Annotated in this window: 15 protein-coding genes; 14 read left to right on the top strand and 1 reads right to left on the bottom strand. The window is 55.9% G+C overall.

Features of this window, described 5'->3' with window-relative positions:
• Positions 1-7: 7 nt before the first annotated feature.
• Positions 8-727: a general stress protein gene (locus tag GYN08_RS05475; protein WP_166272996.1), complete on the top strand. Its 720-nt coding sequence runs from the start codon at positions 8-10 to the stop codon at positions 725-727.
• Positions 728-853: 126 nt separating this feature from the next.
• Here GYN08_RS05475 and GYN08_RS05470 read toward each other — a convergent pair whose 3' ends face one another.
• Positions 854-2,068, bottom strand: coding sequence for an MFS transporter (locus GYN08_RS05470; protein WP_166272995.1), 1,215 nt, complete (start codon positions 2,066-2,068; stop codon positions 854-856).
• 268 nt (positions 2,069-2,336) lie between these two features.
• Here GYN08_RS05470 and GYN08_RS05465 point away from each other — a divergent pair, with 268 nt between their 5' ends.
• The 13 genes from GYN08_RS05465 (at position 2,337) to GYN08_RS05405 (ending at position 20,312) form a co-directional block, all read left to right on the top strand.
• Entirely contained in the window at positions 2,337-2,759 is a 423-nt protein-coding gene (locus GYN08_RS05465) for a hypothetical protein (RefSeq protein WP_166272994.1), read from the top strand.
• 131 nt (positions 2,760-2,890) lie between these two features.
• Positions 2,891-3,613 carry a YebC/PmpR family DNA-binding transcriptional regulator gene (locus GYN08_RS05460; RefSeq protein ID WP_166272993.1) on the top strand — a complete coding sequence of 241 codons (723 nt, stop codon included), beginning with the start codon at positions 2,891-2,893 and terminating at the stop codon, positions 3,611-3,613.
• A 324-nt stretch (positions 3,614-3,937) separates the two neighbouring features.
• Complete coding sequence (locus GYN08_RS05455) at positions 3,938-5,023, top strand: SDR family oxidoreductase (RefSeq protein WP_408015049.1); 1,086 nt, start codon at positions 3,938-3,940, stop codon at positions 5,021-5,023.
• 164 nt (positions 5,024-5,187) lie between these two features.
• Positions 5,188-6,666: a rhamnulokinase gene (rhaB, locus tag GYN08_RS05450; RefSeq protein WP_166272992.1), complete on the top strand. Its 1,479-nt coding sequence runs from the start codon at positions 5,188-5,190 to the stop codon at positions 6,664-6,666.
• Positions 6,663-7,943: an L-rhamnose isomerase gene (gene rhaA, locus GYN08_RS05445; RefSeq protein WP_166272991.1), complete on the top strand. Its 1,281-nt coding sequence runs from the start codon at positions 6,663-6,665 to the stop codon at positions 7,941-7,943. Before rhaB ends, rhaA begins: the two co-directional genes overlap by 4 nt.
• Before the next feature lie 272 nt (positions 7,944-8,215).
• Positions 8,216-9,049 (top strand): rhamnulose-1-phosphate aldolase, encoded by an 834-nt coding sequence (gene rhaD / locus GYN08_RS05440; protein WP_166272990.1) that lies wholly within the window; start codon positions 8,216-8,218, stop codon positions 9,047-9,049.
• 170 nt (positions 9,050-9,219) lie between these two features.
• Positions 9,220-9,582, top strand: a complete 363-nt coding sequence (locus GYN08_RS05435; protein WP_166272989.1) for a response regulator — start codon at positions 9,220-9,222, stop codon at positions 9,580-9,582.
• A gap of 96 nt (positions 9,583-9,678) precedes the next feature.
• The gene (locus GYN08_RS05430) at positions 9,679-10,605 is read left to right on the top strand and encodes a sensor domain-containing diguanylate cyclase (protein ID WP_166272988.1); all 927 of its coding nucleotides are present in this window, start codon (positions 9,679-9,681) and stop codon (positions 10,603-10,605) included.
• Positions 10,606-10,647: 42 nt separating this feature from the next.
• The gene (locus GYN08_RS05425) at positions 10,648-12,660 is read left to right on the top strand and encodes a PAS domain-containing sensor histidine kinase (protein WP_166272987.1); all 2,013 of its coding nucleotides are present in this window, start codon (positions 10,648-10,650) and stop codon (positions 12,658-12,660) included.
• 43 nt (positions 12,661-12,703) lie between these two features.
• On the top strand, positions 12,704-13,315 hold the full coding sequence (locus tag GYN08_RS05420; RefSeq protein WP_166272986.1) for a response regulator transcription factor: 612 nt from the start codon (positions 12,704-12,706) through the stop codon (positions 13,313-13,315).
• A 270-nt stretch (positions 13,316-13,585) separates the two neighbouring features.
• Positions 13,586-14,005, top strand: coding sequence for a chemotaxis protein CheW (locus GYN08_RS05415; RefSeq protein WP_166272985.1), 420 nt, complete (start codon positions 13,586-13,588; stop codon positions 14,003-14,005).
• Positions 14,006-14,021: 16 nt separating this feature from the next.
• Positions 14,022-16,157 (top strand): chemotaxis protein CheA, encoded by a 2,136-nt coding sequence (locus GYN08_RS05410; protein WP_328802892.1) that lies wholly within the window; start codon positions 14,022-14,024, stop codon positions 16,155-16,157.
• A gap of 66 nt (positions 16,158-16,223) precedes the next feature.
• Complete coding sequence (locus GYN08_RS05405; protein WP_166272984.1) at positions 16,224-20,312, top strand: methyl-accepting chemotaxis protein; 4,089 nt, start codon at positions 16,224-16,226, stop codon at positions 20,310-20,312.
• Positions 20,313-20,347: the final 35 nt, after the last annotated feature.

Here is a 20,347-nt window from a genome sequence, read left to right as displayed (position 1 = left end):
ACAGACCATGATCAAAAAAATTTCGGCGACTTTTGAACATGAAGAGCAGGCGGTACAAGCGATCCGAGATCTCCAACAATCCGGATACAGCCGCGACGACATTTCCGTCGTAGCCAAGGATACGAAAGAATCCGAAGAAATTCGCAATGAAACAGGGACTAAAGCCCCGGAAGGGATGACAACCGGAGCTTTGACTGGCGGAGCGCTCGGCGGAGCGGCAGGGGTAATCGCAAGCCTCGGCGCGCTTGCGATTCCCGGAATCGGACCGCTGTTGGCTGCGGGACCGATAGCGGCAGGTTTGGCGGGCGCGACGTTGGGCGCCGGAATCGGCGGACTGGCCGGCGGATTAATCGGATTGGGCATTCCGGAGAAGGAGGCCAAGTATTACGATGAGCGCGTCCACCAAGGCGACGTGCTGGTGATGGTCGATGCGGACGAAGCGATGCGCAGCCAGATTTACGAAATTTTCGAGCGCAGCGGAGCGAACAACACGTCGTATTTCGATCCGGACGGTACGGAGCGCACATCGAACATGGCGCCGGTGGACGAGAGAGTGCCGCCTGCCGGGGTGAACGAAGCCGGACTTCGCGACGCGCCGGAACATTCCGGACATCGCGTCCGGGACCGCGAGGACGACATCGATTTGCGGGATACGACCGATCCGACGCGGCAGTCGTCGAATCTGATTATCGGACGCGACGACCGGCCTTACACGGACGGGAAGTAAGCCGTCCGCGTCGTAAGAAGCGGGATTCGCCGGAACGAACAAATCCGGCAAGAGCCGGAGTGTTATCGACAAAAAGCGAATTGAGAAAGGACCGGAGCTTAAGCTCCGGTCCTTTCCGCATGCGACTTAAATTGAAGCTTTGCGCGCCTGCACCTCGGTCTGTACGCGACCGGGCGCTTTGCGCCGCTGCGAACGGTGATGCAGACCGTAATAAGCGGCCAGAGCCAGCAGAGCGGCGATGCCGCCCGTCAAGTACATCACCGAATAACCGGCCGAAGAAGCGACAAGGCCAAGCGCGTAAGAGCCCAGTCCGTAACCGAGATCGAACAAGACGAAATACGTACCGGTCGCGAGTCCGCTTCGGTGCGCGGGCGAAGACTGGATGGCCAGCGTTTGGAAGCTTGGAATGATAGCCCCGTAGCCGAGACCGATCACCGCGGCCGTCAACAGGAAGAAAAATGCGGAGCCGGCTTGACTCAGCGCGATCATGCCGAGCGCAAACAGCGCAATGCCGGGATAAACGAGCACGTTCGCTCCGCGCCTGTCGAACAACCGGCCCGTGAAGGGGCGCGACAGCAGCACGACGGCGGCAAAAACGACGAAGAAATAGCTGGCCGTGCTTTTCAAGCCGAGCGAAACGGCATATACGGAAATGAAAGTCGAGATGGCCCCGTAAGCAAAAGCGATCAGAAATCCCGCCGCTGCGATCGGAACGGCGCGGAATTCCAGAAACCGGTTGACGTTCCAGGCGCCAAGCTCGCTCGGACGGCGTTCATGCTGCGGGCTCGGCGTTACGATGCCGCAAACGCAGGCAAGCACCGCGAACAGAGCGATCAATACGAACAGCGCCGGGTAGCCGGCGTTTGCGGAGACGGATAATCCGACGAACGGACCGAATACCATGGCCAGGCTCATGAAAAGAGTGAAATAACCGATGCCTTCGCCTTTGCGTTCCTTCGGAATGACATCCAAAACGACGGTCGAAGTCGTGGTCGCCGCAATCCCGAAAGAGATTCCGTGAATGAAACGCAGCACGAGCAGCAGCGAGTAGCTCGGTACCCACAAATAGAAAAAGCTGCAGCCCGCGAACATGACGACCGAGAACACGAGCAATTTTTTTCGATCGATCTCATCCAGCCATTTGCCCGTCAGCGGACGGAACAAAACGGCGGCGATCACAAAGACCGTCGTGACCAAGCCGATGCCGTCCGGACTGCCGCCCAGATGCGTCAGCGCATACTCAGGCAGCGTCACGGCCAAAATATAAAAATTGATAAAAATAAAAAAACTGCTGAAACTTATCGTGAGAAAATCGCGGCTCCATAAACGCTCTTGTTGCAAAAAAATCGTCCTCCTACAATGATGGGTTCGCTCAAAGCGGCAAAAATAACGCGCATAATTAGTTGTCTTAACAACTATATAAGCATTCCCAACTCCTTGTCAATGGATTGGGAAGCGGTTCGATCGATTTTCTTCAAATTTGATAGAAAAAGAGCAAAACCTAACGCCGAGAAGCCGAAAGGGGCTTCTTTTTTCTCGTTTTCGCACGGATTATGATATGCTTGAGACATGCGGTCAAGTAACCGATGAACGAACGGAGGAGAATCCTATGTCGGACGAAGTCAGCCGGGTACACCGCATTCCATTCAGCCGAATTTGCGGGGTGCTGGGAATCAGGCAGAAGATCATCAACGTCTATCCGGACCATGTCAGCAAAGAGGTCGTGGTCGAAACGGACAAAAATGTACGCAATCCCAGCACGATCATCGAGGTGAAAAATACGTATCTGGACGTGCGGACGATCAGCGCCGAGGAATACAACCGGATGCCGTACACGCCGAACGTGACGGACAAGCTGAAAGGGCTGCTGGACGAAGCCGAGCGCGAGGCGCTCAGGGAGAGCCTGCATCTTGCGATCGCCGAAGCGGAGCATGTTTTGCGGGGCGAACTTTCGGAGGAAGACCGGAAGCGTCGGCAGGTCTTTTTGCAAAATGCGCGCCGGGCGTTCAACAAGCTGAGCGGCGATACGTAAGGTAGGCAGCCGAAGACGTATCCGGTAGGGTTAAAACAGGTAGAGACTTGTTCCTCTCCTTATTTCACGCTACAATAAACGGGTGTGAAAATTAGGACATAACCAATCAATGGAAAGCGAGCGGGATAGATATGGGTCGTAAATGGAATAATATCAAGGAAAAGAAAGCTTCCAAAGACGCCAATACCAGCCGAGTATATGCCAAGTTCGGCGTTGAAATTTATGTGGCGGCCAAAAAGGGCGAGCCGGATCCGGAATCGAACCGTGCGCTGAAAGTCGTACTGGAACGCGCCAAAACGTATAACGTGCCGAAAGCGATCATTGACCGCGCGCTCGACAAAGCGAAGGGCAGCGGCGACGAGACGTATACGGAGCTGCGCTACGAAGGCTTTGGACCGAACGGGGCCATGGTGATCGTTGACGCTCTGACGAACAATGTAAACCGTACGGCTTCCGACGTGCGCGCCGCATTCAGCAAAAACGGCGGCAATCTCGGCGTCAGCGGTTCGGTCGCTTACATGTTCGACGAAACGGCGGTCATCGGGCTTGAGGGCAAAAACGAAGAAGAAGTGCTGGAACTGCTCATGGAAGCGGACGTAGACGCCCGCGACATCGTGACCGAAGACGAATCGGTCATCATTTACGCCGAACCGGATCAGTTCCATGCCGTGCAGGAGGCGCTTCGCGCCGCGGGGATCGAAGACTTCACGGTGGCCGAAATCACGATGCTGCCGCAGACGTTCGTATCGCTGTCCGGAGATTCGGAAAAACAGTTCGACAAAATGATCGACGCGCTCGAAGACCTGGAAGACGTCCAGCAGGTCTACCATAACGTCGATTCGGAAGAAGAATAAGCGGCAGACCTTCGCTTTTCGGTCAACCAAGCGGCTTCGCAGCCGAACGGAAGAGTTCCGTTCAAGGCTGCGAGGCTTTTTGCCGTCCGCGGTTAGAGTTCACCGGCTCCGGGTAAAGGTGGATAGACTAAACTTGCAGACAGGGAGGAATCGAACATGAATAACGAAAAGCAAACGACGCCGAACGATCCCGATATGAATGTCGTGAACCCGGACGAAAATTCTTCGGAAGTGAATGTCAATCAGGAACAGGCCGCCTCCGAATCGAAGTCCGAATCGGACTCCGACTCGGAAGATGCCGACGGGAAAGCGAAACCTGCGGAAATCGTCAACGATTCTGTGCTTTCTTCCCCAGAGCAGACAGGTTCCGGGGCCGAACCGGAAGAACCCAAGAAGTTCAAGTTGAAGTTAAAGCCGCTTTCCGAGCAGGTCATCGTCATTACCGGAGCTTCCAGCGGCATCGGCCTGGTCACGGCCCGTATGGCTGCGGCAGCGGGCGCGAAAGTCGTCGCCGCTGCTCGTAACGAAGAAGCGCTCAAAGAGTTGATCGTCGAGCTGGAAGGGAAAGGACAAACCGCGGTTTACGTCGTCGCCGATGTGGGGCGCGAAGAAGAGATCGAGCGGGTGGCCGAAACGGCGATCCGGGAATTCGGAACGTTCGATACCTGGGTCAACAACGCCGGCGTCTCGATCTTCGGCAAAGCGACGGAAGTGACGACGGAAGACATGAAGCGGATGTTCGATACGGTGTATTGGAGCGTCGTATACGGTTCGAGAGCGGCGGTACGCCACTTCAAGGAGCGCGGCGTACCGGGAGCGCTGATCAACGTCGGCAGCATCTTCGGCGATCGGGGCGTCGTGATTCAATCCACGTATTCGTCCGCCAAATTCGCCGTCCACGGCTGGACGGAGAATCTGCGCATGGAGCTGGAAAAAGAAAAAGCGCCGGTATCCGTGACGCTGATCCACCCCGGCCGGATCGATACGCCTTACAACGAGCATGCCCAGAGCTATCTGGACAAGCAGCCGGTGCACCGCGGCATGATCTATCCGCCGGAAGCGGTAGCCGAAGCGATTCTCTTCACGGCGCAGCATCCGAAGCGGGATATGTTCGTCGGTTCCCAGGCCAGGCTCGGAGCGCTGTTCGGCAATATCGTGCCCCGCTTGACGGACAAAGCTTTCGAATTGATCATGTTCCGCGGTCAGCAGTCGCACGATCGTCCGTCGCATCCGCGGCAGGCCGGCGCGCTGTACGAGCCCGGCTACGGCATGCACGAGCGCGGCACGAACGAAGGGTTCGTGCGAGGCGGGAGCCTATACGTCAAAGCGACCAAGCATCCCGTTGCTTCTACGGCGGCGGTAGCGGGCTTGGGCGCGTTGGTGTGGGCGCTCGCCAAGCGCAGACGATAACACGCAGCAAAAAGCAGATTCCTTCCGGAATCTGCTTTTTGTTTACCTAAAAACAGAATAAACAAAGAAAAACAACATTAAATATGTACATATATGTTGACTTGGAAGAAAGAGGCGGTTACGATAAGCGTGCAGGGAAGTTTGGTTTCAGCGGAGGAATGCACATGGGACATGCGATCGCGGTCGATATCGGCGCTTCCAGCGGCCGTTTGGTAGAGGGAACGCTGATCGAAGGCAGGCTGGAAATGACGGAGATTTATCGTTTTGATAACGCTTTTACGGAGAAGGACGGGCACGATTATTGGGATATTGATCGGCTGACCGAAGAAATCCTGGTCGGACTTCGAAAAGCGAAAGCCGCGGGTATCGATTCCTGTACGCTGGGCATCGACACGTGGGGCGTTGATTATGTGCTGTTGGACCGATTCGGGCAGCGACTGCATGAGGTATATGCTTATCGCGACGTCCGTACGGCGGGGGCGGCCGATCGTTTTCATCGAAACTCGCTTGACCGGAGTGCCCTATACGCGAAGACGGGCATTCAAGAACTGAGCTTCAATACGCTGTATCAGCTGCATGTTCACGATCGGCGGCAGTTGGAACAGGCGGACCGAATTTTACTTGTGCCGGATTACTTCTATTATCGTTTGACCGGCAAATTCATTAATGAAGAAACCAATGCTTCGACGACCCAACTGCTGAATCTGCGGACACGCGATTTCGATGCCGAACTGCTCGGAGCGCTGGGATTGAAAAGAGATCAATTCGCGGCCTTGACTGCGCCCGGAACGCGGCTCGGCGGACTGAGGCCCGAGTTTGCGGATACGGGGGATTACCCGAACTGCTCGGTTATCGCGGTACCGACTCACGATACCGCGTCCGCAGTCGCCGGCGTACCGGCCGCGGCGGAACGCAGCTGGGCGTACCTCAGCAGCGGAACCTGGTCGCTGCTCGGCGCCGAACTGGACAAGCCGCTGACCGGAGAGGCAGCGCGCAGAGCGAATTACACGAACGAATGGGGCGCTTACGGAACCTTCCGTTTTCTCAAAAATATTATGGGACTGTGGATGATCCAAGAAGTCCGCCGCGAGGACGGCGCTCGGCACAGCTTCGCCGAACTCGCGGAGGCGGCCGGACGGGAAGAAGCGTTTCGCAGCCTCGTGCCGTGCAACGCCGAACGTTTTTTGAATCCAAAGAGCATGACGGAAGAAATTCGCGCGTTTTGCCGGGAAAGCGGACAGGCGCTGCCTGATACGTCGGGCCGGTTGGCCCGATGCGTGTTCGACAGCCTGGCGCTGACTTATCTCGATGCGATGCGGGAGTTGGAACGATTAACCGAAAGCGCTTACGAGGTGCTGCATATCGTCGGCGGAGGCGCGAACAATCGATTGCTGTCGCAGCTGACTTCGGATCTGCTCGGCATCGAAGTCCGAACGGGACCGTCCGAAGCGACGGCAATCGGCAATATCGCGGTACAGATGATCTCGTCGGGCGAGCTTGCGGACTTGAACGCGGCGCGCCGCATGATCGCCGAGTCGTTCCCGCCCCAAACGTACCGGCCGAATCCGGCTGCGGCGAGACCCGAGATATTGGATCGCTGGCGTCATATCCATTCCATTCCCTTAAAGGAGACTTTACGATGAGCGAAGCAAACGAACAGGCGTATCGGGAAGCGAAAAAACTGTATGCCAAACACGGCGTCGACGTCGATGCGGCGCTCGAAAAGCTGGCCGGCATCAAAATCTCCCTGCACTGCTGGCAGGGAGACGACGTGAAGGGCTTCCTGTTCCGCGACAAGACGCTGAGCGGCGGAATCGCCGTTACGGGCAGCTATCCGGGCCGGGCCTCGACGCCCGGCGAGCTGCGGGCCGATCTCGACAAAGCATTGTCCCTTATTCCCGGCAAGCACAAAGTCAATCTGCATGCCATCTATGCGGATACCGACGAGAATGTGGATCTGGATCGGCTGGAGCCGCGCCACTTCCGGGGCTGGATCGATTGGGCGAAAGAACGCGGACTCGGGCTTGATTTCAATCCGACGCTGTTCTCGCATCCGAAAGCCGAAGACGGGTTTACGCTGAGCCATACGGATCCCGAAATTCGCAAGTTTTGGATCGATCATTGCAAAGCCTCCCGCCGTATCGCGGAGACGTTCGGCCGCGAATTGGGCCAGCCGTGCGTGACCAATCACTGGATGCCGGACGGCTTCAAAGATACGCCGGTCGATCGCTGGTCGCCGCGCGCCCGGCTGCGCGACTCCCTCGACGAGATTTTCGCCGAGCCGATCGACGAAGCCTGCAATATCGACGCGGTCGAAAGCAAGCTGTTCGGCATCGGCTCGGAGAGCTACGTCGTCGGATCGCATGAATTTTATATGGGTTACGCGATGAGCCGGGGAAAAGCGATCTGTCTGGACGCGGGACATTTCCATCCGACGGAAGTGATCTCAAATAAGTTGTCGTCCATCCTGATGTTCACGGATCAGCTCCTTCTCCACGTCAGCCGCCCGGTACGTTGGGACAGCGATCACGTCGTCACGATGGACGACGAACTGCTGGAGATCGCCCGCGAACTCGTCCGCGGCGACCTGCTGCCGCGCACCCATATCGGGCTCGATTTTTTCGACGGCAGCATCAACCATATCGCCGCTTGGGTCATCGGCGTACGCAACACCCAGAAAGCGCTGCTGCGCGCGCTCCTGGAGCCGATCGAACAGCTCAAGCAGATCGAGGCGGAGAAGGATTACACGTCCCGGCTTGCCCTCGTGGAAGAATTCAAATCGTATCCTTTCGGCGCCGTCTGGGACTACTTCTGCGAACAGTCCGGCGTCCCGGTCCGCGAAGACTGGCTGAACGAAGTGAAGACGTACGAAAAAGAAGTGCTGCAAAAACGCGGTCAGGAAAGCGGCGTTTTGCAGTAAGCCGAGCGCCTGGGCACCTTGCTTTGGATTGTTCGCTTTGCTGTCTATAGGTTGCACCGGCGAAAAGTATTTTTCGCCAGCTTTATTTACCCAATAAAATTCCGGCACGCACCAAGCGGAGGAGAGAAGGAACCGGAGAAGCGGAGCGGTCGCATTTGGAATTTCGATTTCACCTTTACCCCTTCCATCAAAAAAATCGAAATCCAGCGGCGATCGAAGGTCCTTCTCTCCGGAGCGCCGCACCCGCAAGCATGCCGCAAAAGGAGCCCGACATGAGCACAATCGAAAAATCCGCCAAAGCGCTCGAAATCCCGTTCGTTCGCGAAATGTCCGAAATCACCCAGCATATGTGGCGCAACGGCTGGGACGAGCGCAACGGAGGCAACGTCAGTTACATGCTGAACGAGGCCGAAGTTGCCGAGTACCTCGATATCAACCAGGTCGTTCGCGAGATCGAGCCGGCGTTTCCGGTACACGAGCTGGCCGGCAAATACTTTATTGTCACCGGCTCCGGCAAATACTTCAAAAACGTTATTCACGACCCGGCCGGCAATTTGGGCGTGCTTCGCGTCTCAAAAGACGGAACGAAGCTTGAACTGCTCTGGGGGCTGGAGAACGAGGCTAAACCGACCAGCGAGCTGGCTTCGCACTTTATGAGCCATATCGAGCGTCTGAAAGCCGATCCGAATCATCGCGTCGTCATCCACAACCATGCAACGAACGTGCTGGCCATGACGTTTATCCATGATCTGGATGAAGCGAAATTTACCAAGACGCTGTGGGAAATGTGTACCGAATGCATCGTCGTTTTCCCGGACGGCATCGGCATCATTCCTTGGATGGTTCCGGGCTCGAGCGAAATCGGCCGCGCCACGGCGGAGAAAATGAAGGAGTATCACTCCGTCATTTGGCCGCAGCACGGCATCTTCGGGACGGGCACGTCGATCGACGAAGCGTTCGGGCTGATCGAGACGATCGAGAAGGCGGCCCAGATTTACATGCTGATCTCGCATCACGAGATCAAGCAGCGGATTACGGAGCAAGAGCTGTCCGACTTGGCTGCCGCTTTCGGCGTAACGCCGAGGCCCGGCATTCTGAGCGTATAACTGCCGATTAACTGAAATCTTTTTTCCAAAGGCCGCCTTGGGGCGGTCTTTGCGTTTTATGCGGAACCGCGCAATAAAGTTTGCGTCCTTCCCCGCTCTTTTTTCGTTTCTGCAACCAGTCGGCCTACCTATAATGAAAGCAAAGCAGGAAACAAACAGGGGGAATAAAAATGACAACGGTAATGATCGTGGACGATGCGGCTTTTATGCGAATGGTATTAAAAGAAATGTTGGGCAAAATGGGGTACGAGGTAGTGGGGGAAGCGGGCAACGGCTTGGAAGCCGTTCGCGAATATGAACGATTGAAGCCGGATATCGTTACGATGGATATTACGATGCCCGAAATGGACGGCATTACGGCGGTCAAAAAGATTAAGGAAATCGACCCGGATGTCCGAATCGTCATGTGTTCGGCTATGGGGCAGCAGGGCATGATCGTCGAAGCCATTCAAGCCGGGGCACGCGACTTTATCGTAAAACCTTTTCAACCGGATCGGGTGGAGCAGGCGTTTCGAAAATTGGCAGGCGCCTGACTTCGTGCTCGTTTGGCGCTAGTAAGTTTTTCTTATTCTCGGACCGATATCTAAAAAGATATTATTCGGTTCCGATATCAAAACTAGGGGGACAACATGATCATTCAAGATATCGCATCGCGCGAGCCTTTCAAAGCCGCTTCTCACAATGTCATCGAAGTTCTTCGCCGTTCCGTCGATGTAGACTCTCTTTTCATTGCGGTAAACGACAAAGTGGAAAACTTTATTTTGACCGCCGTCAACAAACGCGAGCAGCTGATCGAGGCGGGAACATCTCTTCCTTTCGAAGAAACCTACTGCAAGCTCGTATGCGGAGGCGGAAAGATGGCGACCGTCATTCCGGATACCAAGCGCGACCGGTTGACCGCCGCTCTGGACGTTACGGGCAAGCTGGGCCGTAGTTCTTTTGTGGGCGTGCCTCTCCTGCTCGGGAACGGAGAAGCGTTCGGTACGATTTGCGCGCTCGACAAACGGGCGCGAATTTTCACGACACAGGAGTTGGAGCTGTTTCAGTCCATGGCAGAGCTGCTCTCGCATGTCTTGACTATAGAATACGATCGGTACAAGGATACGATCACGGATGCCTTCAATCGTAAATTTCTCGAAGCGATTCAACGTTCGCACGACATGACCCGCCATCGATTGAGCGCTTTGTACGTCGATCTGAACGGATTCAAAGACATCAATCTCAATTACGGTCATGCTTACGGGGACGGACTGCTCGCCAAAAGCGCCCGCATCCTCATCAAGCTGTGCGGAGAAAATGCGGCGCTTATAAGGCTTCAGGCAGATCAGTTTGTCGCGCTTATTCCCGAGACCCACCCGATCCGGGTGACCGAGCAGGCACAAGCAGCTTTGACGGCTTTGGGGAAAATTCAGCTGCCCTGCGGCGGTTACTTAACGGCCAGCATCGGAGCGGCGCTTTCCGATCCCTGGACAGCCAGCATCAACGACTTGATTCATTGCGCCGACACCAAAATGCTTTCCGTAAAGTCAAGGTCGGGTCACGGCATCGCTTATTGAGCGGTAACCTGCTTTGCGGAGAGCCGGGAGTGAATATCGACCTTGTACATTCAGACTCAATTGGAAATCATGTTGATCATCGTTCTTGCCTTTTCGCTGCTGTCCGTATTTCTGCTGCAGTACGCAAAAAAAACAAAGAGCCGGCTGATCGAAAGCGAAAATCGGTACACCTATTACCGTTCCTTGTTCGAGCAGCATCGCAACGCCATTATAGAAGTCGGACTCGACGGCATCATTACGGGGCTCAATCCCTATGCGGAACGTCTGGTAAGAGACGCGAACGTTCCTTGCATCGGAGAACCGCTGGTTAAATTCGCTTTTCCTGAATATAGGGAGCAGGTGGAATGCGCGTTCCGTCGTGCAGCCCAAGGGGAGACGAACGTCATCGATCCGCTTTCCATATTTTTGTCTCCCGATCATACCCATTGGCATGTCACGTACAGTCCGGCTTATCGAAAAGGGAAGATCAGCGGGGTGTTCGTTACCGCGGTCAATCGCACCGACAAACATAATCTGCAGCTGGAACTCGAGCGCAGACAGCACAACTACGAACAGGTCGCGGAAAGCATTATGGATGTTATTTTTATACTTGACAGCCGTATGGTTCCGCTATACGTATCCCCCTCTTTTGAAAAAAGGCTTGGCTACGAAAGAGGCCCTTATTTGTTCACCCATCCTGTTACCGATTACGTTTCGGAGGAGGAAGCCGCGAGAATTCGACAAAAGCGCGATCAACTGGCAAGCGGCGAGCCCGTTGCCAACTTTGATCTGAAATTTCCGCGCAGCGACGGACGGATCGCCGACTTGGAATGCAACACGACTCCTCTCCTGAACGAGGAGGGTCAGCTCGATAAGCTTATCGTCGTGCTGCGGGACGTGACGCTGCGCAAGAGCGCCGAGCAGGCGCTGCTGGAAGGCGAATCCTTGTATTTGAAACTTCAGCATAGTCTGGACTGCTTCTCGGAAGACGCCGCCAGGATGATGAAGGCAGCCGAATTGGAGCGTCGCTTGAGCGGCGAATTGAAAAAAAATTTGCGTACGGACCGGATTTCGATTCTGGAAACGGCCGGTTTTCGGCACTTTGCCTGTCGACAAGGCGATACGCCGGGAGAAGAACAGCTGAGCATGCTGCGTAACTATCGGGAAATTCGTCTTCCCGTCGGCCAAGTGTTCAAACTGGATGCTTCCGCTTTCTTCGTGATCGGAAATCGCCGCGGTATGGCGCAGTTAGTCTGGCTGGACAAGTACCCTGCCGAGCTGGAGAAGGCTCCTGTGCGAATCTGGCTGCAAACGTTATCCCGCTATGTCGATTCTTTTTATGAAAATCTGCTCAAAATCAAGGACCTTACCGACGAACTTGAATCCTTGGCCCAGAGGCAGCGTACGCCGGCTTGGCTGCTTCGCCTTATGTACGCCGTCTCGGAGAAGGAACGAAGGGGCGTTTCCCAAGATCTGCACGACGCGGCGCTGCAGGAACAAATTATTTGGTACCGCAAGCTGGAAAATCTGCAATATGCGGACGACGTCGGCGAGAAAGCGAAAGAAGAAATCTATCGGGTATGCGAGGGACTGCTGGACGTGATTCATCAGATCCGGACGACTTGCCACGAGCTGAGGCCACCTTTTTTGAAAGAATGGGGGATCGGACAAGCGCTGGAAGCCTTGTATGATCAGGTACAGCTGCGCGCCGACTACCGGATCCGATTCGAGTCAAGCGGCTTTACCGTCAAGCTTGAAGACGAGCAGATGATCGCTTTGTACCGCATCAATCAAGAACTGCTGAACAATGCGATCAAGCATTCGGAAGCGACGGAAGTCTGCCTCTCGTTGACCGATTACGCGGGCGGCGTGCTCATGAGCTATCAGGATAACGGCATAGGCATTCCGGAGAGCAAGCTGCAGAATTTGCTTTCCACCATGGGACTGTACGGCATGAAAGAAAGAATAAGAAGCCTGGAGGGAGACATGCAGATCGATTCCGCTCCGGGACGGGGTCTTACCGTTCATGTGCATCTGCCCCGCATTCAGGCTCCCGCGATGTCGACTGCCGGATAAAAATCGAATCTCGTTTACTTTAATGCCGAATACGGAGGATTATATGCTGAATATACTTTTACTGGACGATCATCCCGCCGTTACGGAAGGAACCAAGCTGATCTTGGAAAAGGAGCAGGAATTCCGGGTGACCGCGCTCAATACGTTCGAAGGCCTGATCGAGCTTGTTCGCGGGCAGCATTTCGACGTGATGCTGTTCGATCTGTTCATGCCGCCTTTCAACGGGATCGATCTGGCTGCGGAAGTCATCAAGTACGTCCCCGAGGCCTGCATTCTTATCTATACGGGATTCGATATCGCGCCGCATTTGAATCGCTTGATCGACTGCGGGCTGGCCGGCTTCGTGCCGAAAACGGCGACGCGCGAGCAGTTGGTCGGAGCGCTTCGCTGCGCGGTCCGCAAAGAAGTCGTGCTGCCGCTCGACGTATTTCGCGCCATGCGGAAAAACCTGCAGGAAACTCCCGAAGAGCGGCCGGTTTCGGCCAGACCGGCGCTGCTCGAGCGGGATATCGAGATTCTCCAGCAGATCGCGCAGGGCAAAGGCAACCGGCTGATCGCGGAACAAATGTGCATGAGCCAGCGTTCTTTGGAATACCAGCTGACCCATCTGTTTCAGAAACTCGGCGTAAAATCGAGAATCGAAGCGGTCGGCTAAGCCAAGGATATCGGAATTCTCGATCATATGGTTGTATAACGAACCGCTTTTGCTGCGGAAGCAAGCCCGGAATCCTTACGGATTCCGGGTTTTTGGCGTTTAGGTGCAGATCGGCGCATTTCCGGTTGCGCAAGCGCGCAAAAAGGTTTGCGTGCTTACGAATGCTTTTTTTCGGTTACCAAATCGCATTGCGGGGATATGATAGAAGCATAGGAACTAGGAAAGAAAAATAATTATGGGTTTTAATCCCAAACGAAAGGCGAGATCCGCATGGAAGAATCCGGTCAACAATTCATTGCGATCGAACTGGGCAGCGAGCGGTATGCGCTCCCTATTGCTCATATTTACGAAATCATCAAGATGCAAAAAATCACGGTCGTGCCGAACAGCCGCTTCTTTATGGAAGGCGTAACGAATCTGAGAGGCAAAATCGTGCCCATTATAAATTTGCGCAAACGTTTCGGAATGGAGGAAATTGCGGCGTCCCGCACGACGCGGATCGTCGTAGTCAATCATGAGGAAGAAATCGTGGGAATGGTCGTCGATCGGGTGCGGCAGGTGATCCAATTCTCTTCCATCGAAGATTCGGGGGAAAGCACCTCGGGCATTGACAGCCACTATTTTTCGGGAATCGGTTACTTGGACGACGATTTTATCACCATTTTGAATATCGGAAGTACGCTGCGATGAAGGGAGGAAGCAGAACGTGAACCGCAACGAATTGATGAAGTTTTTTCTTGAAGAAGCCGACGAACAGCTCCAGCTGCTCGAACAGGAAGTTTTGAAGCTGGAGCAGGACGGCGGATCGGAAGCGACGATTCAGTGCATTTTTCGGGCCGCTCATACTTTGAAAGGTTCTTCGGCCGCAATGGGTTTCGAAACGATGAAGAGTCTTACGCACGAAATGGAAAATGTGCTGGATCAAATCCGCGGCGGCAAACTGGCGGTGAGCGAAGCGATCATCAATGTGCTCTTCCTCTGTCTCGATCGGCTGAACGATTTCAAAAAGCAGATTGAAGAGCATGGGGTTTGCGAAGGCGAGACGGGGCCGCTGGTGGAAGAGCTGCGCAAGCTGATCAACGGAGAAAACCAAGCGAAAGCCTCGCCTGCGAAGGAGTCAATCGAAGATCCTTTCGGCACGGAAGCAAGAGAGCTGCTGGGAGAAGCGAAATCGGAAGGATTCAGGGGCTGGACGATTCGGCTCCGAATTTCCGAAGGCTGCGAAATGAAGATGGCGAGAGCTTTCATCTTAAGAAACCGGATCGAAGAATGCTCGAAAGTAATCGCGATGCGCCCCGGTCTGGAGCAGATCGACGAGGACGCCAAGGGAGCGCTGGAAGTCACTTATTTGATCGCCTGCCTCAAGGAAAAGGAAGACATCGAGGCCTATCTCGCTTCGGTCATGAACGGCGAGCCGGTAGAAGGCTTCGAGCTGCTGGACGAGCATTTGAATCCGCCCGGAACAACGGAGGATTTCGAACGGAACGCGGATAGCCGCTCGGAAGAGAGCGAAGCGCTGTCCGGGAAAGAAAACGAATCTCCCGCCGTGCCGGCCGCTCCTGTTCATTCCGCAGCTCCTTCCGTCAGGACGGAAGGGGAGGAACCGCGCAGAGTAACCGGTCAAAGCGTCAGGGTCGATGTCGACCGGCTGGAAAATTTGATGAATCTGGTCGGAGAACTGGTGATCGACCAGACGCGAATCGCTCAAGTAGGAGGACTGCTGAGGGGTCTGGTCAGCGCAGATGCCGACGATACGATGGACGAGTTCGACAGCATCGCCAACCATATTTCGAGAGTCGTGGGCGAGCTTCAGGAGAGCGTCATGAAAACGCGGATGCTCCCGATCGAGCAGCTCTTCAACCGCTTCCCGCGCATGATTCGGGATCTGGCGCAAAAAATCGGCAAGCCGATCAATCTGCTGCTCGAGGGCAAGGAAACGGAGCTGGACCGCACGGTCATCGAGGAGATCGGCGATCCGCTGATCCATCTGCTGCGCAACAGCGCGGATCACGGCATCGAAGATCCGGAGAAACGTCTGGCGTCCGGCAAGCCGGAGGTCGGCACTATCCGGTTAAAGGCGCTCCATCAGGAAAATCAGGTCGTATTGACGATCGAAGACGACGGGGCAGGAATCGACGCGGAAAAAATCAAGCGCTCGGCGCTGAACAAAAAGCTGATTACCGAAGCCCAGGCGGATCAAATGTCCGAGCAGGAGCTGATCTACCTCATTTTCGCGCCGGGATTTTCGACCGCGAAGGAGATCAGCGACATTTCGGGACGCGGTGTCGGAATGGACATCGTCCGCAGCCATATCGAGAAGCTTAACGGCATCATCGACGTGGAGACGAAGCCGGGCGAAGGGACGAAGTTCACGATCAAGCTTCCGCTGACCTTGGCAATCATGCGGGGACTGCTGATCCGGATTCATCATTCGACTTATGCGCTGCCGATCAGCAGCATTATCGAAATTATGCGGCTTCCGCGCCGGGAAATCCACACGATCAAAGGTCAGATGGCTGTCCGAATAAGGGAGCAGGTGCTTCCGTTGGTATGGATCCACGATCATTTCAATGTACCGCGGCCTGCGGTACGCAGTGACGACAATGTTTTCATTGTCATTGTCGGCGCGGCGGAAAAGAGAATTGCGCTCGTGGTCGATGAATTGGTGGGCAACCAGGAAATCGTTGTCAAGTCGATGGGAGCTTATGTAGGAAAAGTAGACGGAATTTCCGGAGCGACCATACTGGGAGACGGCGGAGTGGCGCTGATTCTCGACATCACCGGCATTTTTAACCTGTCAGGCAGGGAAAAGGGACTTCCGCCGGACACGCTGGCCGTATAAAACGCCCGATAAATCGGGAAAACCGCGACAAAATATTCGCATTTACTATATTCAGGGGGAATTAACATGGGATTCACATCGAAAATTGCGGCAAAACGGATCAATGAACTGGGAATCGAGCGTCACGTCGTTCAAGCGGTGCAGGAAGCGCAAACGCTGGATCGCAGTCTGAGCGATGCAGCGGGCAGAGCGGCGCAGCTGGCGGAGGGTACGCATGTCCAAGCGAATACGGCGGAAATCCATGCACGCAGCGCGAAAGAACTGGCCGAGTCGCTTGAAGAGCTGTCGGGACAGTCGGACAAAGCGAAGCGCACTCTTCAAGAGGCTTCGGAAACTTCGGGCAAGCTCCAGCGCTCGCTCGAGCAGCAGGCGGAGACGGACCGCAAGTCGGACCGTCTGATCGACGAAGCGGCCGAAAGCCTCCGGTTTGTCGGCATCGGCGCTTCCGATTTGGCCAAACAGGCGGATGAAGCGGCCGAGTTCGCTTCGGAAACAGTCGAGTCCGTTCGCGATCTGGACCAGTCAAGCGAAACGGACGAACATGCGGCAGGGCAGGCTTCCCGCGCCGCAAACGAGGCATCTCAAGCTTCCGGCGAGTTAAAAAGAAAGGCGGAAGCGCTGCGGGAAGAAATTTCCCTCGCCGGGGAATCGGCTTCGGCAGCACTTGCCAAGTTCCGCGAAGTCGGCAGCGAAAGAGCATCGCTGCAGCATCATGCGGAGAGCACGGCGGACTCCGTCGAGGACATCTCCGTCCAAGTCGAGAGTATGGATGCCTCCATCAAAGAAACCGCCGACAGTGCAGGAAGTTTGACCGCTTCGGCAGAAGAAACGGCCGCGGCTATCCAGGAAATGGCGGCGTCCATTCAACAGGTCGCCGGCAATGCCGAGAGTACGGCGGGATCGGTCGAACAGATTTCCGCTTCTATCGAGGAAATGGCCGGTTCGATCAAGGGAGTGGCAGCCAATGCGGAAAGCCTGACCGCATCCTCTCAGGAAACGACGGCGGCCGTTCAGGAGATGATCGTCTCCATCGAACAGGTAGCGGGCAATGCGGAAAATACGGTTGGTTCGGTGGAACAGATCTCGGCTTCGATCGAAGAAATGAGCGCGTCGATCAAAGGAGTAGCGGTCAACGCGGAGAGCCTGACGGGATCCGCCGAAGAGACGTCGGCTGCCATTCAAGAAATGGCGGCTTCGATTCAACAGGTTGCCGGCAATGCCGAGAGCACGGCCGGTTCGGTGGAGCAGATCTCGGCTTCGATCGAAGAAATGAGCGGCTCGGTCAAGGGCGTGACCGCCAATGCCGAAAGCCTGACCGCTTCCGCATCTGAAATGACGGACGCCGTCCAGGAAATGGTCGTTTCGATCGAGCAGGTTGCCGGCAATGCGCGGAGCACGGCCGAATCGGTCGAAGAAATTTCCGCTTCGATCGAAGAAATGGGCAGTTCGATTCAAGGAGTGGCCGGCAACGCCGAAAGCCTGACGGCTTCCGCGGAGGAGACGGCGGCGGCTATTCAAGAAATGGCGGCTTCCGTGCAGCAGGTTGCGGGCAACAGCCAGAGTACCGCCAGCTCGGTAGAGCAGATTTCGGCTTCGATCGAACAGATGAGCCGCTCCATTCAGGGCGTGGCCGATAATGCGGAAAGTTTGAGCTCTTCCGCGCAGGAGACGACAGATGCGGTTCAGGAGATGGTCGCCTCGATTCAGCAGGTCGCGGGCAATGCCGAGAGCACGGCCAGTTCCGTGGAGCAAATCTCGGCTTCGATCGAACAAATGAGCAGCTCGGTCAAGGGAGTCGCCCGCAATGCGGAAGAACTGCAGCGGTATACCGGAGACACTTCGGCTTCCGTAGAGCAGATGGCGGCTTCGGTCGAACAGGTCGCCCGGAACGCGCAAACGGTCAACGGACTGGCCGAAGAAGTGCGTACGGATGCCAGAGACGGAGAGACATCGGTCGTACAGTCCGTAAAAGGCATGAAGGAAATCGCGGACGTCGTGACCCAGGCTTCCCGCGTCATGCTTAATCTGGGCAAAAGCTCCGAGGAGATCGGCAGCATCATCGAAGTGATCGACGATATCGCGGAACAGACGAACCTGCTGGCTCTTAACGCGGCAATCGAAGCGGCTCGGGCCGGAGAACACGGCAAAGGCTTTGCGGTCGTCGCGGAAGAAGTGCGAAAACTCGCCGAGCGCAGCGCCAAGGCGACCAAGGAGATCGCGCAGCTGATCAAGGGAATTCAATCCGAGACGTCGGATGCGATCAAAGCGATCGACCTGGGCACGGAGAAAGTTCAGGAAGGGACAGTGTTGGCCGACGAAGCCGGAGTCGCGATCCGCAAGATCGTGGACGGAATCGACCGGATTACGGGCGAAGTTTCCCAGATTACGACAGCTACCGTCGAGCAGGCCAAAGGAGCCGAGAATGTCGTCGAATCCATTGCGCGGCTGGTCGAGCAGTCGGAGATGGTAACGCTGGCAACGAAGGAGCAGGCATCCGGCGTAGAAGAAATCGTGAAGGGCATTTCCAATGCCCGCGAACAGGTGCGTCAGGTGACCGGCGCTACCCGCGAGCAGGCCAAGCAGGGGCAGAACATTGCCCGCGCCGTCGAAAATGTAACGAAGCAGGCCGAAATGGTATCGAGCGCGGTCAAAGAGCAGGCGATGGGCGTCAGCGAAATCATTACGGGAATCGTGAATGCCCGCGAACAGGTCGGACAAATCAGCAGCGCGACGTTGGAACAGGCCAAACAGAGCCGAGAACTGGTCGGCGCGGTCGAAAATGTGACCAGACAAGCGGAAATGGTAACCACGGCCGTGACCGAACAGGCAGCCGGCGTAAAAGACATTATTCGCGGCATCACCAATGCCCGCGAGCAGGTGCGTCAAGTGTCGGCGGCAATGGTCGAGCAGGCCGCGCAGGGCAAAATGCTGTCCGACGCCGCGATCAGCGTGACCAAGCAGGCCGATATGGTGACGTCGGCGGTCAAAGAACAAGCCCAGTCGGTCGAAGAGGTTGTGGCAGGCATCGTCAATGCACGCGAGCAGGTCGGTCAGGTCACTTATGCAGTGGTAGAAATGGCGAAGCAAAGCCGCGAAATCGTATCCGCCGTCGAGAATGTCACGAAGCAGGCGGAAATGGTCACAAGCGCTACATTGGAGCAGGCGGGTTCCGCGGAAGAAGTAGCGAAAGGCATTGTCGATGCCCGCGAACAGGTCAGACAGATCACTTCCGCGACGATCGAACAGGCCAAGCAGGGGCGCGATATCGCGTCGGCTGTAGCCAATGTGGCCGATCAGGCGGAGATGGTGACGACAGCCGTCAAGGAGCAGGCTGCCGGTGTACAGGAAATCGTGCAGGGAATCGTCAACGCCCGCGAGCAGGTCGGCCAGATTACTTCGGCGGCCGTCGAGCAGGCCCAACAAAGCCGTGAAATCGTAAGGGCCGTAGAGAATGTCACGAAACAGGCGGAAATCGTCGCGACGTCCGCGCGCGAACAAGCCGCAGTTTCGGAAGCGGTCGTCTCCGGCATCCGGAACGCGCGGGAGAAACTCGTGCTGATTCGGACGACGCTCTCGGATCAAGTCGGCAGCGGAGCGGGAGTCATCGAACAGTTTGAAGAAGCGGCTTCCCGTGCCAAGCAGGCTTCCGATACTGCAGGACATCTGACCCGAGAGGCCGCTGCGGCTTCGGAGCGGTCTGCGGAAGCGGGCAAGGCGGCGCAAGAGCTGGAAAGATCGATCGCGGATCGACGGAAATCCCTTCGCAAGCTCGAGGAGCAGAGCCGTAAAGCTTCCGACACGGCGTTTGAAATCCGGAACGGCATCCATGAACGGTCCAAACAGATTCGGACGCTGGAGCAAGCTTTCGCGGACGTTCGAGCAGCGCGCAAACAATCGGGATTCGAAGCGCAGATTCAATGGAGCAAAACGCTCGGAGAACGTGCCGAAGATGCTTTCCGTTCCGTCAACGGTTCTTCCGATATGCTGCGGCTTGCCGGAGATCAAGGAAGAAAACTGGCTCGCGAAGCGAAAGAAGCGGGAGAATTCACGATGCGTTTCGCGGATGAGCTGCGCCGCATGAGCCAAAGCTTTGCGGAAGCGACGGAACGCGCCCAGACGGTCCGACACTCCTTGAACAGCGTAAGATTCAACTGAACAGCTTAGAATGTCCGCAGTCTGCGCAGAGAGTC

It is taken from the genome of Saccharibacillus alkalitolerans (genome assembly GCF_011090185.1).
Taxonomy (GTDB): domain Bacteria; phylum Bacillota; class Bacilli; order Paenibacillales; family Paenibacillaceae; genus Saccharibacillus; species Saccharibacillus alkalitolerans.
This window is presented reverse-complemented; position numbering and strand designations above follow the sequence as displayed.

Coding starts and splice junctions, on each gene's coding strand:
- GYN08_RS05420 (WP_166272986.1), top strand. CDS start 12,704: ATGCTGAATATACTTTTACTGGACGATCATCCCGCCGTTACGGAAGGA.
- GYN08_RS05465 (WP_166272994.1), top strand. CDS start 2,337: ATGTCGGACGAAGTCAGCCGGGTACACCGCATTCCATTCAGCCGAATT.
- GYN08_RS05435 (WP_166272989.1), top strand. CDS start 9,220: ATGACAACGGTAATGATCGTGGACGATGCGGCTTTTATGCGAATGGTA.
- GYN08_RS05430 (WP_166272988.1), top strand. CDS start 9,679: ATGATCATTCAAGATATCGCATCGCGCGAGCCTTTCAAAGCCGCTTCT.
- rhaA (WP_166272991.1), top strand. CDS start 6,663: ATGAGCGAAGCAAACGAACAGGCGTATCGGGAAGCGAAAAAACTGTAT.
- rhaD (WP_166272990.1), top strand. CDS start 8,216: ATGAGCACAATCGAAAAATCCGCCAAAGCGCTCGAAATCCCGTTCGTT.
- GYN08_RS05475 (WP_166272996.1), top strand. CDS start 8: ATGATCAAAAAAATTTCGGCGACTTTTGAACATGAAGAGCAGGCGGTA.
- GYN08_RS05405 (WP_166272984.1), top strand. CDS start 16,224: ATGGGATTCACATCGAAAATTGCGGCAAAACGGATCAATGAACTGGGA.
- rhaB (WP_166272992.1), top strand. CDS start 5,188: ATGGGACATGCGATCGCGGTCGATATCGGCGCTTCCAGCGGCCGTTTG.
- GYN08_RS05415 (WP_166272985.1), top strand. CDS start 13,586: ATGGAAGAATCCGGTCAACAATTCATTGCGATCGAACTGGGCAGCGAG.
- GYN08_RS05460 (WP_166272993.1), top strand. CDS start 2,891: ATGGGTCGTAAATGGAATAATATCAAGGAAAAGAAAGCTTCCAAAGAC.